The following is a 19,912-nucleotide window of genomic DNA, read 5'->3' on the forward strand; positions in this document are numbered from 1 at the left end:
CCCATGCCTGTCGCACGAGAACTCCACAACATCCGGCATATGCCCTACGGCACCGCCCGCACCGCGGCCGCGGAGGCCGCCGCGCGTAAGGTCGAGGCCGACGGCCCGCGCGAGCACCTCGCCGAGGCGCTGCTCGACCTCGTCGAGGCGTACACCTTCGGTGGGGAGGGGCAGAAGTCGTTCGTCGTCTTCGCCCGCACGCTTCGGCTCTGGGACGAGAGCCCTGAGCTCTTCGACGAGAGCGACGAACACAACCTGTTCTGGGAATTCAAGTGGATCGCGAGCGACCTGCCCGACTACCCGCAGATCACTCGTGCGCAGGCCGAGGCGTTTCTCGACGACATGCAGCGCAGATTCGAGCTGCAGGGCAGCGGCATCTCCGCGGTGCTCGCGGCGCGTTTTGGGTGGGCCTGGCAATCGGGTGCCGCGCGAGCCGAGGAAGCACGCCTTACTTGGATCACGAGCCCCCGCGACAACTTCGACGACTGCCACGCCTGCGTGATCGGTCGGCAGACCGACTTCCTCACTGAGCAGGGACGCTACGCCGAGGCCTTCGAACTCGGGAAGAAACAAGACGGCAGCTGCAACATTGAGCCGGCAAAGACCTACCACTCCGCGGCGCTCGCGGCCCTCAACGTCGGCGAGGCCGCCGAAGCACTGAAATACCATCGCCTCGCAACGGCCAGCGAGACCCGCGGTAACCGCGACCTGGCCTCGTCGCGCGGCCAGAGCTTCGAGCTGCTCGCCCGGGGTGGCCACCTCGAGCGGGCGCTGCGGGAGCTCCGCGGCGACTACCGCGAGCTGCTCACCGACCCGCCGTCGCCGCTGCAGCACCTGCGTTTTCTGCTCGGACTCCTCGCCGGGCTCTCGGCAAATCTCGACCGGGGCGAACTCTCGACTGGCGTCGTACTGCCGGGGGTCGGAAGCGCCGGGAGCGACGCCACGGTCGCAGAGTTCCACGGCTGGGCCGAGCGCGTTGCGAGCGAGCACGCCGCCGCCTTCGATGCTCGCTCAGGCACCTCGTATTACACCGATCTCGTCGCGCGCTCGCGCGCCGCGGAGCTCACCGCTGCGGTGCTCGACTTTGGCCCGGCCGTCGCCGCTGCACCCGGTGCTGCCGGTGCCGCTGGTGCCTCCGCGAACGGAGTCGCTGGCACCTCAGCGAACGGAGTTGCGGGTGCCTCCGAGACCGGTGCCCCAGGCTCTGTAGCCCCAGACCCCGCCGACCCAGACACCGCCGCCCCAGACACCGCCGCCCCAGACACCGCCGCACCTGGCGCAAGCGTTGACGCCGACGGGCTGCTCGCTCGCGCAGAAGAGGCCGTCGCGCGGAAGGACTACCCAGCCGCAACGCGCGACTTCGAGCGCGCCGTCGCGCTGCTCGAGGCCGCCGGCTGGATCGAGCGGGCAGGCCTCGCCGCGGCCGAAGCGGCGCAGTGCGCTGCGCTTGGCCTGGACGAGGAGCGCTCCCATGCTTTCTTTGGCAGGGCGCTGCCGCTGCTGCGCTCTGGCGGCGCAGACGCGGGAACACTCGCTGCCGTGCTCACCGCGTGGGCACCCATCGCAGCGCGTATGAACGACGCCGAAGCCCAGATCAGGGTGACGGCTGCGGTGCTCGCGGCGCACCCCGAGTTCGACCCCGAGGGGCTCAGCGAGGACCTGGCCGAGCGGCGAAGGCACGAGTGGGGCACGCAGCGCGCAACCCTGCGTGACACCCTCGCCCGCTCACTCGCGGCAACCCGCGGGCGAGTGTACGCGGATGATTTGAACGCCGAACGCGCCGCAGCCGAGGCGCTCACGGCGGGCGAAGAGTTCGCGCAGCTCGGCCTGCTCGCAGATGCCTCGCACGCCTTCTGGCTCGCCGGTAAGGTGCAGGTCGACCGCGGCGACACGGCGGCCGCGGTGTGGGGCCTCGAGTCTGCGTTCGAAGGGTTTGGTGTCGCCAAGAAGCGCAAGGACCGACTGCTGGTGGCCGGTGAGCTCATCGAGCTGCTCAAGCAGACCGGGCAGGCGGAGCGCGCTGCAGAGATCGTCGCGCAGCTGTAGCGCGCGAGGCCGCGGCGCCGGCCGCAACCCGCGGAGCGGCACCCCCGCGGCAGGCTGAGCCCCAAAGCCTGGGAGAGGCCACGTGTGCAGCTGGTTCCCGCGCGAGCACCCCCTTCCTGCAAAAGCACCCCCTTTCTGCGCGTAGAAAGCGGGTGCTTTTGCAGGAAGGGGGTGCTTTAGCGAGGCATCACTGGTGGGGTGCCGCAGCAGACCGGGCAGGCGGAGCGGGCCGAGGACATCGTCGCGCAGCTGTAGCGCGCGGGGCCGCGCCGTCGGCCGCAACCCGCGGAGCTGCGCCCCGGCGACCCGAGGCAAACCTCACCACGGGTGATTACCTTGCTCCGGCGAGCGCCCTGGGCGCGGTTGTTGCCTTCGGAATCTCGTTCTTGAGGAGTTGCGCAGCCATGAGTACCTCTGGCCAGCGGCTGTCGTGATGGAGATCGTCGCGAATGAGCCCCGCGATTCGCGAGAGGCGCTGTCGCAGCGTATTCCGGTGGATGAAGAGGGCGTCTGACGCGCTGACAATTGAGCCGCCGTGGCTCGCGAGCGACTCAACGGTCTCGAGAAGCTGCGTGCCGTGGCGCTGGTCGTACTGCTGCAGCGGGGCGAGCTGCTCGAGGTACATTTTCACGCGGGGTGCGAGCTCGCATACGAGTTGCGGAAGCGCTCGCACCTCTCGGACGGAGTCGTAGTCGATGAGCCGCGAGGTCTTCCTCGAAGCCGAGAAGCTCGACCAGGTCAGCGCGATCCTGGCCTGAGCGAGCGAATGGCGGATGCTGTTGCTGCGGATGGTGCTCTCTCCGATTCCGACATCCGCTGAGAGCCCGATCCTGTCCTCGAGCCGAGCCAACCAGTCACCGATACGGGTGGCAGCGCTGCCCTCCGGCGTCGACTGATCGCTGTGGAGCAGAATCACCAGCAGCGTCCCCGAGTGCGCGAGCAGAGTTTCGGGACCGAGTTCGGCGAGCACGGTCTCCTGCACAACTCGCCCAAAGGTGTCGGCGTTCGCGCCGATGTATTTCACCTGAACAAGCACGGGCGTGAAGCCGTTGCCCTTCCACCCGAGGTGCTTCAGGCTTTCCAGCATCTGGTCCTCGCGGTCGGATGCAAGGAGCGCCATGATCTGCGCCGCGCGATTCGGGACCATCCCGATGTTCTCGATGAGCACGCCGACCTGGGTAGCGAGCATATGCAGCCGACGGGTCTCCTCCTTGGTGAACCGGCGCTCGCGAAAGCAGGTGAGCACCCCGTTCGATACGCCATAGCCGAGGGTCGCAGAAATCTGGTCGTACCCTTCGGCCTCGTATCGTTTCTCAAGATCGTGAGCTTGGGTCTTGGAATGGCTCAACCAGACCTTCGGGTGCAGCGGATCCCCGAGGCGCTCTGCGACGGCAATCGGCTCGGTCGCCATAGCCATCCAGCCGACGTAGTCGATGATGCAGACGTCAGCGTCGAGCAGCGTGAGGATGCGACGGGTGCACTCTCGTGCCACCGCCGGAAAAGACGCGTTGGCGGACTGCGGAAGGTCGATGAGGAAGCGGGCGGTCGCGGACTGGAGCTCAAGCTCGTGCACCGTCTCAGCGCGTTTGAGTGCGCTCGCAAGCAGCAGCCCGACCTCCTCAGCGATCGCCAACTCATCATCGCCGAAGGCGTGCCCCGCCACGGAGTACAGCGAAAACACGCCGTAGAGCTTCTCGTCATCGTAGATGGGGGCGATGAGGGCAGACAAGAACTCGTTCTCGTCGACGCCCATATCGAAGAACCGGGGATCGTCGCGAAAGCCGTCGTTGAGCAGGATCGGCTTGCGATGCAGCGCGCTCCAGCCGGTGAGGCCCTCACCGAGTCGCATCTGCACGCTCCTTTCGGAGTAGGCGATGTCGTCGTCGGTCATGTTACTCAGGACGAGTCGATCGGCGCTCTCATCCCAAAAATAGACGAACACGCTCATCCCGCCCGTTGCCTCAGCGACGAGCTGGACGGCTGCTTCAACGAGTTCAGCGGGTTCTTTGCCAAGCGTGAACAGACGAATAAGCCCGGAGAGCACCTCTGCTCGCCGCTCCGAGAAACGTTCCCGGGCGACAGCCTGACCTGCGTGAGGGTTCTTCAAAATGGTGCCTCCTCCTCGTCATTGAGTGGTGAAACAGCGATCGTGCCGCTATAGATTATTGCGCTCAGTTCCCGTGATCCTCACGCGAGCCCCGCGCCCCCATTCATTTCTATCAGTAAACGTCCTTGGCATATTTCTCGGCGGCCCGAAGGGCCTCCAAACGGGCGGCGCCATCGCCGCTGCCGGAGCCTGAGGCGTCGCTGCCCAGAATCTGGATGAGTGTTTCCTCGACGTCGTGTGCCATGTGGTTCTTGTCGCCGCAGATGTAGATGTGCGCCCCTCTGGCGATCCAATCACGCAGCTCCGCAGCATGCGCCAACAGCTCGTGCTGCACGTAGTGCTTCGCTTCTTGGTCTCGTGAGAATGCGAGGCTCAGCCTGGTGAGCACCCCAGACGCCAGCCAGTTCGTCATCTCCTCTTCGTAGAGCCAATTGCTTGCGCGATATTGATCGCCGAAGAAGAGCCAGGTGTCGCGGGCCGAGCCGCTTGCCTCAATGTCCTCGAGAAACCCGATAAACGGCGCGACTCCCACTCCGGGCCCAATCATGATCACGGGCGCGTCGGGGGCGTCTGGCAACCTGAAACTCTTCGCCGCCACCCGGCGGACGGATACCCGTGAACCCAGCAACGCCTCAAGGTGCGAACTGCCGGTGCCGAAGTGTGAGCGGCCGTTCGCCGCGTATTCCACGGAGGAGATAGTGAGGCCCACCTGCGACGGGTGCTTCCGCGGGCTCGACGCGATTGAATACGAGCGGAACTGCAGCGGGCGCATGGCGTCGACGATGGCTTGCAGATCGGTCCCGGGCAAGCCGAGTTCCTCGACGACATCGAGCACGTCTCGGCCCCACAGCCACGCTTCGATCTCTTGCCGATCGCCCGCCTCTAACAGCCGCCGGGTTTGCGCCGCGGCCTCCGAAGCGGGGGCGAGGGTGACGAGGGCGTTGATGAGGCCGACGTGGGGGATCCGCAGCTCGAGTCTGCCCCTGAGCGCGTCTCGCACCGCGACGACCTCGCCGCCGACGCTCACAGACGTTGCCTCCGGAAACGCGTCGAGCCATTCGTCGACAAGCACGATGTTGTTGAGTGGCCGGGAGTCGAGGGAGTCGCCTGGGAGATACTCGAACGGTTCGGGGAGATCGAGGGTGAGATGAAACGCGCTCTTGTCTGAACCGGGTGCCGTGAGCGCGCGCAGCGCAACGATGTGCGCCGAGTGCCACTCTTCTCCCTGGGAGACGAACTCCCCAGCGGTCTCGGTGTCGATCTGCTCGGAGATTTCTGGGCTCCACGGGGCTGTCTCAGGCGCGGCTGCAAGGAATTCCTTGACCCAGGGCGTAGCCGTCATGTCGAAGTCGACGTCGCACTCTTTGCGACTGAGCATGGGGATAGCGCCGCGCTGCGCGAACCCATCGTCAAGATCCTGGCCGGCCTTGCAGAAATCGTCGTACATTGAGTCGCCGATTGTGAGCACCGCGTACGGGAGCCCTGCGTAGGTTTCGCCCTCCAGCGAGGTCAGCCAGCTCCAGAACGCGTCGGCGTTCTCTGGCATATGCCCGTTGTCGTGGGTCGAGGTGACGACGAGCAGTCGCTGCCATGCGAGGTTTCCCTCGGAGAGGGCGTCGTTCAAGGTCAGTAGTTCGGCGTTGATACCGGCCTTTTTCGCATCCTCACAAATGTTGTACGCAAGAAACTCTGCGTTTCCGGTCTGGCTGCCATACAAGATCGTGAGCTCTGCATCGGATAGTGAGTTCATCATTTCCAATCGCTCTGGGAACTGGCCTCCACGGCAAATCGCGAAGCCCCGCCACACTGCGTGATCATCCCGGTGCCAGAAACCCCTGGCGGGAGAGACAAGTTTGGAAGAGCCTTTCCGTGGAGAAAACTTTGGGTTCTCCAACTCTCGGGGATACGAGAATTTCCGGGGAATGCGAAGAGTACTCATCCAGCGCAAACTATGTGCAGGATGCACATAGCCAGTTGCCTGCTGGCAGGCGGGAGATTGTAGCGTTGTGACGCGCTGAGTCTTCATCGCGGGTCGAGTAGACGACCCACTTGGCCCACTAGGGAGAAACCGCAAGGGAGAAACATTGTCTGCTGGACGCGAACAACACACGCACGCAATTCTGGTGCTGCAGCCCGATGGAAACTGCGGGCCTGACCGGATCGCAACCTGGTCGGCTGAGCACGGCATCGAGCTCAACGTGTACAACATGTCCGAGTCGACGAAGATGCCGGCGTCGCTCGACGGGTATGACGGGCTGATCGTGCTTGGTGGCGATATGGGCGACCGCGACACCGCAGAATACCCGTGGCTCGAGGACATGCGCGAGCGGCTGCGCGAGGCGCACCGAAACGACGTACCGGCACTCGGCGTGTGCCTCGGTGCCCAGCTGCTGGCCTCCGCCCTCGGGGGAGAGGTGGAGCTCGGCGAACCCGGTCTTGAGACGGGGGTCGTTGGTATTCGCGTCACCGAGGAGGGCGCGGGCGACCCGCTGATGCAGGGGGTGTCCGACGTGTTCCACTCGGGCTCGATGCACAATGACGCGGTCGTGCGGCTTCCGCAGGATGCGGTCTTGCTCGCGAGCGGCGATGTGTACCCGAATCAGGCGTTCCGCAGCGGGTCTACCTGGGCTGTGCAGTTTCACCCAGAGGTGAGCCCGGCGAGCTACGAAATGTGGGTGGGGCTTGAAGACCACAGCGCCAACCCTGAACTGCAGGCCAGATTCGATGCCTCAGTTGCAGACTTCTGGCGGCGCGACGATCTCGTGGCACCCGAATGCGAGCGGCTGGTGAGCAACTTCCTGAACGTCGTGAAAAGCTCAGCCGCGGTAGGCGCGGACGGGGCCTCGCCGCAGGCGAGCTAGGGCCTCTCTGAGAGCGGGGTTGCGTCACGCGCACCCCGCTCTCGGCCCACGCTGCCCACGCTGCCCACGCTGCCCACGCTGCCCACGCTGCCCGCTGCGCCCCGCTGCGCCCCGCTGCGCCCCGCTGCGCCCCGCTGCGCCCCGCTGCGCCCCGCTGCGCCCCGCGAGCCGCTCCCACCGGGACTTCCTCTCTGACCCGATTCATTCAGACCGACCCTTGCGGCGGCCAAAACCGGGTCGGAATGGATTAATCGGGGACTTTTGAAGGCGTTTCTAGTACGCGCGGCCAGTCACAGGCACGGCTGAGCAGCGTCTGAATCGCGCACACGACGATGGCCTCAGGGAATTCTCCCTGAGGCCATCGTCGTCTCGTCATGCGGGCCATGCGTACTGAGACGCGCGGGCCCTGACTCGCAGGCCCTGACGGGCGGGTTACAGCTCGTCGAAGACGCGGCCCATGTCGGCCCACGCCTGGGCTCGCGCGCGCCGGGTCCAAGCAGCCACCGCCCAGCCAGCAACGACAACGGCGACGCCCACCCAGGGGATGAGGCGGAGCGCCATCATAATGTCGCCGCCAGGCTCGTCGGGAACGAACGAGAAGTAGAGCCCGCCCGTGATGGCCACCGTGGCGAACACTCCGGCTCCGATGCCGGCCCAAACAAACTTCGCGAGGTGGTTGCGCACCCCGTGAATGATGCCGGCGATGCCGAGCATGAGGTAGACAAACATCACAATGGGGGTGCCAAAGTTCAGCAGCAGCGTAAACGCAAACACGCCACCGGTGACGTTGTCGTCAGCGCCGCCAGCGAGCGCGATTTGCGTGTCACGCGAGACGAAGATGACCGAGCCGAAGATCAAGAGGATCCAGATCACAATCGCGAGGATCATCGAGTTCCACGGCGTATTCCAATTCGGGTGCAGGCGACCGAGTCGTTTCGGAAGCACGCCCTCGCGGCCCATCGCGAAGAGCACGCGAGACGATGCGGTGTGCAGCCCGAGCGCGCAGAACAGGCTCGCGCCGGCGGCCGAAGCGAGCACGACCGCTGAGGTGAAGGTGTTGGGTGCGAGTCCCGCAAGTCCGGTGGCCGACGCTGGCCAATCGGTCTTGGCCTGCTGCACGCCGAAGCCAATGGCGGTCGCGTAGCTCACGATGAGGTAGAACAGGCCGGCGATCACGATCGAGCCGATGACCGCACGGGGGATGTTCCGCTTCGAATCGCGGGTCTCCTCAGAGAGCGAAGCGCTCGACTCGGAGCCGACGAATGAGAGCATCGCGAAGCTCATGCCGAAGAAGATCCCCATCCACGAGGAGCCAGCTGCCGGTGGCCAGAAAGCGGCGGGGTCCCAGCTCTGCCCGGCGGTGGCGATCGGCGTCTCGCCGTCGACGACGCTCACCTCGGGCGATCCGATAGCGATGACGATGAACGAGACGGTGAGCATCGCGGCCATGCTCAGCACCAGGAAGATCAGCTGGTTCCTCGTTGAGACAGCGATGTTGAAGAAGTTGAGCGCCGCGATAACGACGATCCCGATGAGCGTGAACCAGTACCAGTCGACAGCGGCTCCGAAGAGCATCTCCACGAGCTGGGCCATGAAGAACCCGAACCCTGCCAGCACTCCCGAGCCGAACAACAGGTACGCGCTGACGTAGGCCCAGCCGCCCACGAATCCGGTTGTACGACTGGCGCCTTTGCTCAGGTACGTGTACATGGATCCGGAGGAAGAGAGACTGCGTGCGAAGAGCGCCACAACTGATCCAACGCACAGCATTCCGAGCGCACCGAGCAGGAAGGAGACCGGTGTCGCGCCCCCTGCCTGGGTGGCTGCGAGGTACGTGAGGAACGCGCCAGACATCGCTGGCGCAATGACTGAAAGGCTCTGAGCAATCACATCCGGGAGTCCGAGTTTCTTCCGAAACTCTTGGACGGGTTGTCCATCTAAAGTTGTCATTCTGACTCCTGATTGAACGAAAACACCCCTCATTGGGTGCAATCTGCGTTCGCAGATTGCCAAGACTGTAGGTTAGCTATGCGTCAGGGGCAAGGGTGCTCGGGCAAGCTCGCGGCAAGTGTGGTGAGATGTGCCGCCCTATGGATTCTTTGCCCATATGGGGCTATGGACTGCGCAATTTCGGTTTGATATGTTGCAGCGGAGCGGGGCAGGAACACGCGCCCGCTTCCCACACACCTGCGCCGCCACCTGTGCCGCAGGCTGCCCGGCGAGCTGGGCGTTTTCTGACGAAACATCGAGGTTGAGTTGAATAGTGCGTTTGCGTCCATCACGCTGCAAGAAGCTATCGAGCAGGCCGATCCGCAGCTGAGACAGGTGCTGACGATGCTCGCCGGGCTTGACGGAGTCACGCGGGGACGGCCGCGCGAGGTTCGCGACATCGTCGGAGCTGCGTCGGCGGTTCACGAGCTCGCGGCGAACCGGAGTGTCGGGCAGACAGCGGTCTCCGTGCGCACCCCCACGGTGAGCGAGGACGGGTGGAGCTCGCGCGGCACGGTGGTCACTATCTGCACCGAGGACGCGCCCTTTCTTGTCGACTCCGTGGTAGCGGCGCTCGCGCGCGCGGGGCTCGGGATCCACGCGCTGACGCATCCCATCGTGCCCGTGCGGCGGGGAGCCGACGGCGAGCTCCTCGAGATCAACGCGCCTGGCGGTGAGCTTGAATCGTGGATCTACCTCGAAGTCGACCGGGTTGCGTCTGCAGCGGCGGGCGTGGAACTCAGCGAGCGGCTCCACTCGGTGATCTCCGACGTCCACCTCGCGGTCGACGACTGGCAGGCCATGCGCGAGGCCTGCCTCAACGTCGCGGCGTCGCTGCGCGCAGCACCACCCCGCTCCGTTGATGAGACAACGGTCGAACCAACGATTGAGTTCCTGAGCTGGCTCGCGGACAACAGCTTCACGTTTCTGGGCTACCGAGAGTACGCGCTCGAGACCGATGAACGCGGCGCGGAAGTGCTTCGCGCGCTGCCCGAAACCGGCCTCGGGATCCTGCGCAATTCGAAGCAGCACGACGTGCAGCTTGGCCCAGAAGCGAGGCGTACCGCCAGGGAGCCGCGGCTGCTCACGATCACGAAAGCGAACTCACGGGCGACCGTCCACAGGGACGCGTTTCTCGACTACATCGGGTTGCGCACGTTCGACGAGCTCGGGAATGTGACCGGTGAGCGCCGCATTCTCGGGCTGTTTACCTCTGCCGCCTACGCGGCATCGGTCATGTCACTGCCGATCGTGTCCACAAAGGTCGCAGCCGTGCTGGCGGCGTCCGGGCTCTCGCTGAACTCGCACTCGGGCAAAGACCTGCTGCAGATGTTCGAACAGTACCCGCGCGACGAACTGTTCCAGGATTCCCCGGAGCACCTCCTCGAAGTGGGGACTGAGGTGACTCGGCTGTCAGAGCGGCGCCGCACTCGATCGTTCATGCGCCTCGACGAGTTCGGACGCTTCGTCTCAGTGCTCGTCTTCATGCCGAAGGATCGCTATAGCAGCACGGTCCGGCAGCGGATTGAAGCCTTGCTGAGCGAGACATTTGACGCGACGAGCGTGGACCACACGACACGCATTGGCGACGCGCCGCTCGCGCAACTGCACTTCGTGGTGCGATTGAAGCGGGGGGCGGCGGCTCCCGTGCTCGACGAGGCCGGCACGCAGGAAGAGCTGGAGCAGGTGATCCGCAGCTGGTCCGAACACCTCGGCGACGCACTGCTGCGTGACCACACGGAAGACGATGCGGGCTCCCTGCTCAGTCGATACGGCGAGGCGTTTCCTGCGGCGTATCGGGAAGCGGTCGCTCCCGAGGAGGCGCTGCGTGACATTCGACTGCTCGAAGACCTCGAGCACACGGAGTTTTCCGTCCGCCTGGGCGCCCCACAGCCCGGTGACGACGCGAGGCGGGTGCACACCGTCGCCTCGCTCAGACCGTATCCGCTCACCGAGGTGCTTCCCGTGCTCACCGATCTTGGCGTAGATGTCGTTGACGAGCACCCGTATACCGTCACACTCCCCGACGGTCGTATACGATACCTTGCCGACTTTGGGCTCCAGGGCCCTGATTCGCCGCGGTGGCGAGACCCCGCGTGGGGCGAAACCTTTGACGAGGCGTTCACCGCGGCGTGGACGGGCAGGGTAGAAAGCGACCGGCTCAACTCCCTCGTGCTGCTCGCGGGTCTTGACTGGCGGCGGATCGTGGTGCTGCGCGCGGTGGCGATGTATCTGAAGCAGATCGGCTCCGCGTTCTCCGTGGACTACATCGATCAAGCGCTGATCGCGAACCCCGAGATTGCCGTCGATCTCGTGCGGTTGTTCGAGCTGCGCTTCGATCCGGCGCTCGGGCAAGATCGCGCCGCTGCGTGCGCCGCACACCAACGGCATCTCGACAGCGTGCTGGCTGAGGTGGCGAGCCTCGATCACGACCGCATTCTTCGCTCTCTCGCGGGAGTGATTGTCGCGACATGGCGCACGAACTTTTACCAGCTCGCGAGCGACGGAACCCCGAAGCCGTGGGTGTCGATGAAGATCGACTGCGCGCGGGTTCCCGATCTACCGAAGCCTCACCCAATGGCGGAGATCTGGGTGTACTCGCCCGAGGTCGAGGGAGTCCACCTCCGCTTTGGGCAGATCGCACGCGGCGGCTTGCGCTGGAGCGATCGCCGCGAGGACTTCCGCACGGAGGTGCTCGGCCTCGTGAAGGCACAGATGGTGAAGAACGCGGTGATCGTGCCGACCGGGTCGAAGGGCGGGTTCGTCGCGAAGCGGCTGCCGTCGCCGAGCAACCGGAGCGCGTGGCTCGAGGGCGGACGGAGCGCCTACGCGACGTTTATTCGCGGGCTTCTTGACGTCACTGACACCCGCGAGGGCGCAGAAATCGTTCCTCCGGCGGATGTTGTTCGGCACGATGCTGACGACTCGTATCTCGTTGTCGCGGCAGACAAGGGCACGGCAACCTTTTCAGACCTCGCGAACAGCATCTCCGAGGAATACGGCTTTTGGCTCGGCGACGCGTTTGCCTCCGGCGGCTCCGCGGGGTACGACCACAAGAGCCTCGGGATCACTGCTCGCGGTGCCTGGGAGTCGGTGAAACGACACTTCCGTGAGCTTGGTCACGACACGCAGGCAGCTGACTTCACGGTTGTGGGAGTGGGCGACATGTCGGGCGACGTGTTCGGCAATGGCATGCTGCGCTCGGAGCACATTCGCCTGGTTGCGGCGTTTGACCACCGTCATGTATTCGTGGATCCGCATCCAGACGCTGCTGCGACCTTTGTCGAGCGGCGCAGGCTGTTTGAGCTGCCCGGTTCATCGTGGGATGACTTCGACCGGTCGCTCATCTCGCCGGGTGGCGGCGTGTTCCCGCTCAGCGCGAAATCAGTCGATATCACGCCCGAAATGCGCGAGGCGCTCGGCCTCGATGCCGCGGTCATGACGCTGACCCCGGCGCAGTTGAAGCAGGCTGTGCTGCTCGCTCCCGTCGACCTCATCTGGAACGGCGCGATCGGCACGTACATTAAGTCAAGCGAGGAGACACACGCGTCGATCGGGGACCGGGGCAATGACTCGGTTCGCGTTGACGGCAGGCAGCTTCGCGCCCGCGTAGTCGGGGAGGGTGGCAACCTCGGGGTGAGTCAACTCGGGCGAATCGAGGCGGCCCGAGCGGGGGTGCGCATCAACACCGACGCGATCGATAACTCGGCTGGCGTCGGCACGTCTGACCGCGAGGTCAACATCAAGATCTTGCTCGGCGCCGCCGAGCGAGCCGGACGCCTCACCCGCGAGGGGCGCAACGAGCTGCTGCACTCCATGACCGCCGAGGTCGCAGAGCAGGTCCTGCGGGACAACTATGAGCAGAATGTGCTGCTCGGCAATTCCAGGGAGAACGCGGTCGAGATGCTCCCGAGCCACGAGCGGCTCATCGAGTGGTTTGAAACCAATGGGGTGCTCGACCGTGAGCTCGAGAGCCTGCCGAGCCCCGCGAGCATGGCGGACCTCGTGCAGTCTGGGCGGGGGCTCACACGGCCGGAGTTCGCGGTTCTCGTTGCCTATTCGAAGATCATGCTCAAGGATGACCTCGTGCTCACCGAGCTCGCGGAGGATCCGTGGCTCGCCAGTACGCTCGCCGACTACTTCCCCGAGGCGTTGCGGCTCGCGTATGCGGGGGATCTCTCAGCCCACCCGCTCCGCGCCGAGATTATCGTGAACTCGGTGGTGAACTCGATGGTGAACCGGGGCGGGATCACCTTCGCCTATCGCGCAGCTGACGAGACGGGTGCGAGCAGTGAACAGATCGCGCGCGCGTTCATCGTGGCGCGCGAGGTGTTCGACCTTCAGTCGTTCGTCGCGGCGGTCGAGAGCACTGACAACTCGGTGTCTACCGCGGTGCAAACGGACCTGTATCTCACGTTCCGCCGCCTCCTCGATCGGGCGACACGATGGTTCGTGCAGCACCGCGCAGGCGGAATCGATATCGGCGAGGAAATCTCACTCTTTGGCGAGTCTGTGCGCGAGCAGAGCGCGCGCATGGAGCAGCTGCTGCGTGGGGACGACCGGAACCACTTCAGTCAGCGCGCGGCCGCGTTCATCGCAGCAGGCGTGCCTGAGGAACTCGCGCGGCGCGGTGCGGGGCTCCTCGAATCGATACCGCTGCTTGACATTATTGAGCGCGCTCGGGCGGCCGGCTGGGACCTCGATGCTTTCGCTGACCTCTTCTTTGCGCTCGCCGCTCGTGTGCACTTCGACGACATGCTTGAGCGAGTGTCGGCCCTCCCGCAGGATGACCGGTGGGGATCGATGGCGCGCGCTGCCATGCGCGACGATCTCTACGGCGTCATGATCGACCTCGCGGCTTCCGTGGCCAGCCTTACGGAGCCAGGAGCGTCCGAGTCGCGAATCGACGAGTGGATAGTTCAGGGAGGCGCGTACACCAGCAGAGCGCTCGGAGAGGCGCTCGAGGCGACACGCGCGGGGGACGAAACTGGGCTCGCAACTCTTTCGGTTGCGTTGCGGCGGCTGCGTTCACTCGTGAGGTAGTTCTGGAGGGGGCTGGACAGCCCCCTTCCTGGAGTTCCTTCGTTAGGGCCTGGCAACCGCACATTCGTGGTCTCGGCCTGGCTTCCGGGGCCCTCACGGTGTTTCGTCGCGCCCGAACTTCGGGCCCCCTTGCCTCGCGCATTCAGGGTCAGAAATCTCAGTGTGTGCGAAAGACGTTCCTACTGCACTGCCGATGAGCGAGCTGTGTCCGAAATGCACACCGGTCGGAGTAGGTTCCTTGCATACGGTTGAGCAACACACATCGGCAGAAGAAAGGCCTTCCTCGAAATGAACAAAGAAGTTCGTGGGTACGACCCGGCAACCGACCTCAAAACCTATCTCGAAGAGAACGGCGTAAAGGTTGTCAAAGTAGGTGCGCCTGACATGGAAGGCATGTGGCGTGGCAAGCGGATCATGACGGAATTCTTCCTGAAGACCGTTGCGGCAGAGGGCAGCCACTTCGCAGACCTGTTCTTTGCTTGGGACCCCCAGTCAGAGCCGATTACCGGCCTCGACTACACGGGAGCGCACACCGGCTACCCAGACCTCGCGCTCGTGCCCGACCTCTCAACGCTGCACCTTGTCGCCGGTGAACCGGGCGTCGCCGCGGTGATCTGCGACGCGTTCACGCCGACGGGCGAGCCGCTCGAACTCGCCCCGCGCGAGGTGCTGCGACGCGTCATCTCACGTGCGGAGGAGGCCGGCTTCGACCCCATCTGTGCATACGAGTTCGAGTTCTACCTCTTCAAGGGCACCCCGAACGAGCTTGCCTCCCAGGGATACCGGGAGCTCGTTCCGATCACTGAGGGCATCTTTCCCTACAGCTTCACCCGCGACAGCAGCACCGAATACATCATCGGCGATATCCGCGAGCGGCTCGCCAAGATGGGCGTGTTCATCGAGGCGAGCAACAGCGAATACGGCCCCGGCCAGATCGAGGTGAACATCCACTACAGCGACGCGATGTTCGCTGCAGACAGCGCGCTCATCCTCAAGAACACCGTCAAAGAGGTCGCCGCGGAGCACGGCTACACTGCCTCGTTTATGGCGAAGGTGCAGTCGAACGTCGCCGGCAGCTCGGGCCACGTCCACCTGAGCCTGCTCGACCGCGAGACCGGCGCGTCGCTGTTCGCGAACCCCGACTCACCCCGCGACCTGAGCGATCTCGGCATGCACTACCTGTCTGGCATCCTCAAGAACGCCGGGCACATGGCAGCGATGTACCTGCCGACACCAAACGCCTTCAAGCGCGCGGCCGCGGGCGACTTCTCGGCCACGAACTGCACGTGGGGCGTCGACAACCGCACCGTGGCGATCCGCTCGATCCCGGCGGCCACGAACTCGGCACGAGTCGAGAACCGTCTGGCCGGGGCCGACGCGAACCCATACCTGGTCATCGCGGCGAGCATCGCGAGCGGCCTCGACGGCATCGAGCGGCGCCTCGAAGCAGGCGAGCCGGTTGTCGGCACCGCCTACGGCATCGAAGACAGCGAAGAGCTGCACCTGCCGGACTGCCTCGAAGAAGCAGCCGACCTCCTCTTGAGCTGCGAGGTCGCGAAGAACTACTTCGGCGAGACCTTCCTCAAGCACTTCGCGCGGATGCGCCAGTGGGAAGCAGAGCAGGCTCGCCTGGCTGTGACCGACTGGGAGATCCACCGCTACCTCGAACGCATGTAACGCGCGCTGCAGCAAGCGACGCACCCGGACAAGCAAAGGAAAGAATTCATGGCTAAGACCAAAGCAGATCTAGAGAACTTCAGCTACCACGGCGACAACCTCGACGACATCTTCGAGGACTACGAGGTCATGGTGAACGAGTGCCCGGTCGGGCGCAGCAAGCGCTACGGCGGGTTTGCCTTCCTCGCGAAGAACGACGATATCTTCGAGGCGGAGCAGGACTACGAGACCTTCTCGGTCACCCCGACGATGCTCCTGCCCGACCTCGAGATGGGCATGCCGATGATCCCCATCGACGTGGATCCGCCCGAGCACACCGCCTACCGCAAGGTGCTGTTGCCGCTGTTCACCCCGATGAACATCGCGAAGCTTGAGCCGGGCATGGTCGAGACCGCCCGCAAGCTTGCCGGCGAGGTCGTCGAGGCCGCGGCGGAGAACGGCGGCGTCGTCGACCTCTCGACGACGTTCGCGCGCCCGCTGCCCACGATCATCTTCAGCCGCCTGTGCGGCTACCCAGAAGATGACTGGCCCAAGTTCGACCGGTGGGTCGATGACGTGCTCTACGAGCGCACGGAGCACCCCGAGATCGCCCGCGCGGCGAGCGCCGAGATCCTGCGCTACTTCGAGGGAATCATCTCGGCGCGCAAGGCCGAGGGCGGCGAGCGCAACGACCTCATGGACAAGATCATCAACGCCCGCGTTGATGGCCGCGAGCTCACGCTCGACGAGATGCTGTCGTACAGCTACCTGTTGTTCATCGCGGGTCTCGACACCACCGCGTGGGGCCTTCGCTCGTCGCTCTGGTACCTCGCGCAGAACCCCAAGGCGCAGCAGCAGCTCCGCGAGAACCCCGACCAGATCCCGGCTGCGGTCGAGGAATTCCTGCGCACGATGTCGCCGGTGCAGGCGATGGCCCGCACCTGCATGCGCGACACCGTCGTGCAGGGCGAGGAGATCAAGGCCGGCGAGCGCGTCGTGCTCGTGTTCGGAGCGGGTAACCGCGATCCCGAGATCTTCGAGAACCCCAACGAGATTCAGATCGACCGCGAAGATAACCGTCACCTCTCGTTCGGCGGCGGCCCACACCGTTGCCTCGGATCGAACCTGGCCCGCAAGGAAATGGTGATCGGCATTGAGGAGTTCCTCAAGCAGGTCCCACAGTTTGAAAGCGCTGGCGGTGAAGTGTGGCACGGCGTTGGCCCGCTGACCGTTCGCCTGATTGAGGAGTAGCCGCCATGTCACAAGAGCTCTACATAGATCCCAAGCGCTGCCAGGGGCACGCGCGTTGCTGGTCGATTGCCCCCGAGACCTTCGGCATTGACGAAGAGGGATTCGCGCATGTGCTTCCCGGCCGCGAGGGTGCGTACGACGAAGAGAGCGCCATCAAAGCGATGAAGAACTGCCCTGAGCGAGCGATCAAAGTGCGCGATGTCGAGGTGGGAGAGTGACCCCGGACCGGGGAAGCATCGTCCTGGTGGGTGCCTCCACCGCGGGCGAAGCGTTCGTCACTCGGCTTCGCGAGCTGGGCAATGACGAGGAGATCGTCATCGTCGATCGCGACGCGCGGATGCCCTACGACCGCCCTCCGCTGTCGAAGGGGTACCTCACTGATCCTGACGACACCGATATCGACGTCGAGTGGGCTGACGGCACGAGTATCTTGGTGGCGGAGGCGACGGGGGTTGACCCGGTTGCCCAGACGGTCACCGTGGTGGATCCTGAGGGGAACGCGCGGGCCGTTGCGTTTGACACCCTGGTGATCGCGGCAGGAGCGACACCGGTGCGGCTTCCCATCGAGCCCGAGGGCGTCCTCCATTTCCGCTCGGTCGAAGATTCAGAGCGCATCCGCGCCGCGGCGGGCGAGGGGAGCCGCGTCGGAATCATCGGCGCCGGCGCCATCGGTGCCGAGCTCGCGACGTCACTGAGTCACAACGGTGCGGCGGTCGTGCTGCTCGATAAGGCTGACCGTCCACTCGAGCGGCTGCTCGTTGGATATCTCGGAGCCGACGTGACCTCGTGGCTGCAGTCGACCGGAGTTGATTGCAGGTGGGGCGTCGACATTGAGCGGATCAGCGGAGCTCCTGGCGACTGGAGCGTCGATCTCGGCGACGGGAGCCAGCTGGGTTTCGACGTGCTGGTGAGCGCCGTCGGAGTGCGGCCAACGGTCGAGTGGCTCGCCGAGAGCGGGCTGCTGACGTCCGGACAACTCGTGTGTGACGTTGCCGGCCGAGTCGTCACCGGTGAGGGGCCGCAGCCGAACATCTACGCGATTGGTGACGTCGTCACCCGCGTACTTCCGTCGGGCGACACCCTCCGGACGGAGAGCTGGACCGCGGCGAAGGAGCACGGTGCGCAGCTCGCCGAGCGGCTGAGCGGCGCACTCACCACCCCGGAAGAGCTGCCCTACTTCTGGACAGACGTCGCGGGCCGCAAGATTCAGGTGCTCGGCACGCTGCGGCGTGAGGGAAGCATCGAGGTCGAGTTCGAGAGCCTGTCGCGCGGCGGCATCGTGTACCGGGTGAACGGGGACGACGGGAATACAGGCTGGATCGGCGTCAACGCCCCAGCACGGATCGCTATGTTGCGCATGTCGGCACTCGCGACATCGGAAGGAACATGAAATGACTAGAACTCCGCCCCAGATTGTCGTGCAGCGCTCGTACATTGACGGCAGCTGGATCGAGCTGCAGGACAGCGGACGGCCCCTGTGCGACCCGAACACCGGTGAGGTGCGGCAGCCGAAACTCACGACGACGCCGGAAGACGTCGAGCGTGCACTCGCTGCGGCCCACCGATTCGACGAAGCGGGTCTTGCGCGCACGATTCCGCTGAGCGATCGTGTCGAGTTTCTCGAGGCCTTCGCTGATGAGCTCGACAAGCACCAGGAGGCAATCGCGCTGCAAGACGCGATCACCACCGGAGCCACGATCGGTACGACGCGGCTCGTCGCAGCATCGCTCGGTGCGCGGGTGCGGTCGATGGTGAGCGATGCCAAGGAGCTCGGCGAATCGGTGGATCTCGGCTCGGCGGAGTTCCCGGTGAAGCTGCTCCGGGAGCCCATTGGCCCTGCGGTGATCATTGCCCCGTGGAACGTGCCGGCCTTTACCGCCTCAGGCAAGGTCGCTGCCGCGCTGCTCGCCGGGTGCCCGGTGATCCTCAAACCGTCTGAGAACACGCCAACTGGCGTGCAGGTCCTCTCCGAGATCCTGGTCTCCGTCATGGAAGCCCGCGACCTCCCGCCCGCGTACTTCCAGCTCGTGCAGGGCGGGTCGGCAATCGGCTCGCTGCTCACGGGGGACCGTCGCGTCTCCGCGCTCGTGTTCACGGGAGGCGTTGAAACCGGCCGCGCAGTTGCGCAGCAGGCCGCCTCTGCGCTGATGGTCACGCAGATGGAACTTGGCTCGAATAACACGGTCATCGTGCGGGAGGACGCTGACGTGCGGCACACCGCAGCGTCGCTCGTACAGGGCACGACGCGTGTGAACGGGCAGTGGTGTGAGGCCCCCGGCAAGGTACTCGTCCACGAGAGCCTGCACGACGAGCTCGCGGAGGCCCTTCGAGAGGAGTTCGCGGCGCTGCGGATGGGGGACTCGCTCGACGAGCACACGCAGCTGGGGCCGCTTGCCTTCGAGCGGCACCGGGATTCGCTTCGTGCCGAGGTGGCTCGACTTGAGAGCCTCGGCGGCCGGTTCATGGGCAAGCAGGAGTTGCCTGAGTTCGACGGCTGGTTCGTCGCACCCGGAGTGATTGTTGGCGTAGCCCCGGAAGACGCGACCACAGAGTTGTTCGGGCCGCTCCTCACACTCCACCCGGTGAGCGATGACGAGGAGGCCCTGCGGCTCGCGAACGCGCCAGAGGGCGGCCTCGATGCCTACGTCTTCAGCACCGACATTGAGGCAGCCATGAGCCTGGGCTCACGCATCAGGGCGGGTGAGATCCGCATCAACGGGACTTTTATGTCTGACCTCGCGAGCGGCTCGCAACAGACGTTCTGGGGCTCGAGCGGAATCGGCGGACACGCCCCGCAGTACGGGGTCCGCTTCTTCCTCGGCGATCGTGTCGTCGGCGTCGATGCAGGGAACTTCGCGCTCTAGCGCTTTCCTCACCAGAAGAACGATTTACCGTGCCGGGCGCACCCGGCACGTACACACACCAACCATGCTGATGAGCGCTGATTTGTAGCGCTCAA

11 protein-coding genes are annotated in these 19,912 nt (G+C 65.0%); 8 read left to right on the plus strand and 3 right to left on the minus strand.

Annotated elements, in window-relative coordinates:
* The first annotated feature begins 3 nt into the window (after positions 1-3).
* Positions 4-2,046 carry a hypothetical protein gene (locus ACI1US_RS01305; protein WP_461637525.1) on the plus strand — a complete coding sequence of 681 codons (2,043 nt, stop codon included), beginning with the start codon at positions 4-6 and terminating at the stop codon, positions 2,044-2,046.
* Between the two features lie 331 nt (positions 2,047-2,377).
* On the opposite strand, the gene ACI1US_RS01310 is transcribed toward ACI1US_RS01305, so the two are convergent.
* Both ACI1US_RS01310 and ACI1US_RS01315 read right to left on the minus strand, forming a co-directional pair.
* Positions 2,378-4,153: a helix-turn-helix domain-containing protein gene (locus ACI1US_RS01310; protein WP_461637527.1), complete on the minus strand. Its 1,776-nt coding sequence runs from the start codon at positions 4,151-4,153 to the stop codon at positions 2,378-2,380.
* Between the two features lie 112 nt (positions 4,154-4,265).
* A complete protein-coding gene (locus ACI1US_RS01315; RefSeq protein WP_461637529.1) occupies positions 4,266-5,906 on the minus strand; it encodes a diflavin oxidoreductase in 1,641 nt (546 codons plus the stop codon).
* A gap of 331 nt (positions 5,907-6,237) precedes the next feature.
* On the opposite strand from ACI1US_RS01315, the gene ACI1US_RS01320 reads away from it, so the two are divergent.
* Positions 6,238-7,014 (plus strand): type 1 glutamine amidotransferase, encoded by a 777-nt coding sequence (locus tag ACI1US_RS01320; RefSeq protein ID WP_461637531.1) that lies wholly within the window; start codon positions 6,238-6,240, stop codon positions 7,012-7,014.
* A 432-nt stretch (positions 7,015-7,446) separates the two neighbouring features.
* Here ACI1US_RS01320 and ACI1US_RS01325 read toward each other — a convergent pair whose 3' ends face one another.
* The gene (locus ACI1US_RS01325) at positions 7,447-8,964 is read right to left on the minus strand and encodes an APC family permease (protein ID WP_461637533.1); all 1,518 of its coding nucleotides are present in this window, start codon (positions 8,962-8,964) and stop codon (positions 7,447-7,449) included.
* Between the two features lie 306 nt (positions 8,965-9,270).
* On the opposite strand from ACI1US_RS01325, the gene ACI1US_RS01330 reads away from it, so the two are divergent.
* The 6 genes from ACI1US_RS01330 (at position 9,271) to ACI1US_RS01355 (ending at position 19,817) form a co-directional block, all read left to right on the plus strand.
* The gene (locus ACI1US_RS01330; RefSeq protein ID WP_461637535.1) at positions 9,271-14,046 is read left to right on the plus strand and encodes an NAD-glutamate dehydrogenase; all 4,776 of its coding nucleotides are present in this window, start codon (positions 9,271-9,273) and stop codon (positions 14,044-14,046) included.
* Positions 14,047-14,334: 288 nt separating this feature from the next.
* Positions 14,335-15,723 carry a glutamine synthetase family protein gene (locus tag ACI1US_RS01335; RefSeq protein WP_416549706.1) on the plus strand — a complete coding sequence of 463 codons (1,389 nt, stop codon included), beginning with the start codon at positions 14,335-14,337 and terminating at the stop codon, positions 15,721-15,723.
* A 48-nt stretch (positions 15,724-15,771) separates the two neighbouring features.
* Positions 15,772-16,953, plus strand: a complete 1,182-nt coding sequence (locus tag ACI1US_RS01340; RefSeq protein ID WP_416549705.1) for a cytochrome P450 — start codon at positions 15,772-15,774, stop codon at positions 16,951-16,953.
* Positions 16,954-16,958: 5 nt separating this feature from the next.
* Complete coding sequence (locus ACI1US_RS01345; RefSeq protein WP_416549704.1) at positions 16,959-17,171, plus strand: ferredoxin; 213 nt, start codon at positions 16,959-16,961, stop codon at positions 17,169-17,171.
* A 26-nt stretch (positions 17,172-17,197) separates the two neighbouring features.
* Entirely contained in the window at positions 17,198-18,343 is a 1,146-nt protein-coding gene (locus ACI1US_RS01350) for an NAD(P)/FAD-dependent oxidoreductase (RefSeq protein WP_461637538.1), read from the plus strand.
* Position 18,344: 1 nt separating this feature from the next.
* Positions 18,345-19,817 carry an aldehyde dehydrogenase family protein gene (locus tag ACI1US_RS01355; RefSeq protein ID WP_461637540.1) on the plus strand — a complete coding sequence of 491 codons (1,473 nt, stop codon included), beginning with the start codon at positions 18,345-18,347 and terminating at the stop codon, positions 19,815-19,817.
* Positions 19,818-19,912: the final 95 nt, after the last annotated feature.

The organism is Leucobacter sp. BZR 635 (genome assembly GCF_048061935.2).
In the GTDB taxonomy this organism is placed as follows: Bacteria; Actinomycetota; Actinomycetes; order Actinomycetales; family Microbacteriaceae; genus Leucobacter.

Excerpts from the sequence above, each read along its gene's own strand:
- ACI1US_RS01305 (WP_461637525.1), top strand. The coding sequence starts at position 4 with ATGCCTGTCGCACGAGAACTCCACAACATCCGGCATATGCCCTACGGC.
- ACI1US_RS01340 (WP_416549705.1), top strand. The coding sequence starts at position 15,772 with ATGGCTAAGACCAAAGCAGATCTAGAGAACTTCAGCTACCACGGCGAC.
- ACI1US_RS01315 (WP_461637529.1), bottom strand. The coding sequence starts at position 5,906 with ATGATGAACTCACTATCCGATGCAGAGCTCACGATCTTGTATGGCAGC.
- ACI1US_RS01345 (WP_416549704.1), top strand. The coding sequence starts at position 16,959 with ATGTCACAAGAGCTCTACATAGATCCCAAGCGCTGCCAGGGGCACGCG.
- ACI1US_RS01325 (WP_461637533.1), bottom strand. The coding sequence starts at position 8,964 with ATGACAACTTTAGATGGACAACCCGTCCAAGAGTTTCGGAAGAAACTC.
- ACI1US_RS01355 (WP_461637540.1), top strand. The coding sequence starts at position 18,345 with ATGACTAGAACTCCGCCCCAGATTGTCGTGCAGCGCTCGTACATTGAC.
- ACI1US_RS01335 (WP_416549706.1), top strand. The coding sequence starts at position 14,335 with ATGAACAAAGAAGTTCGTGGGTACGACCCGGCAACCGACCTCAAAACC.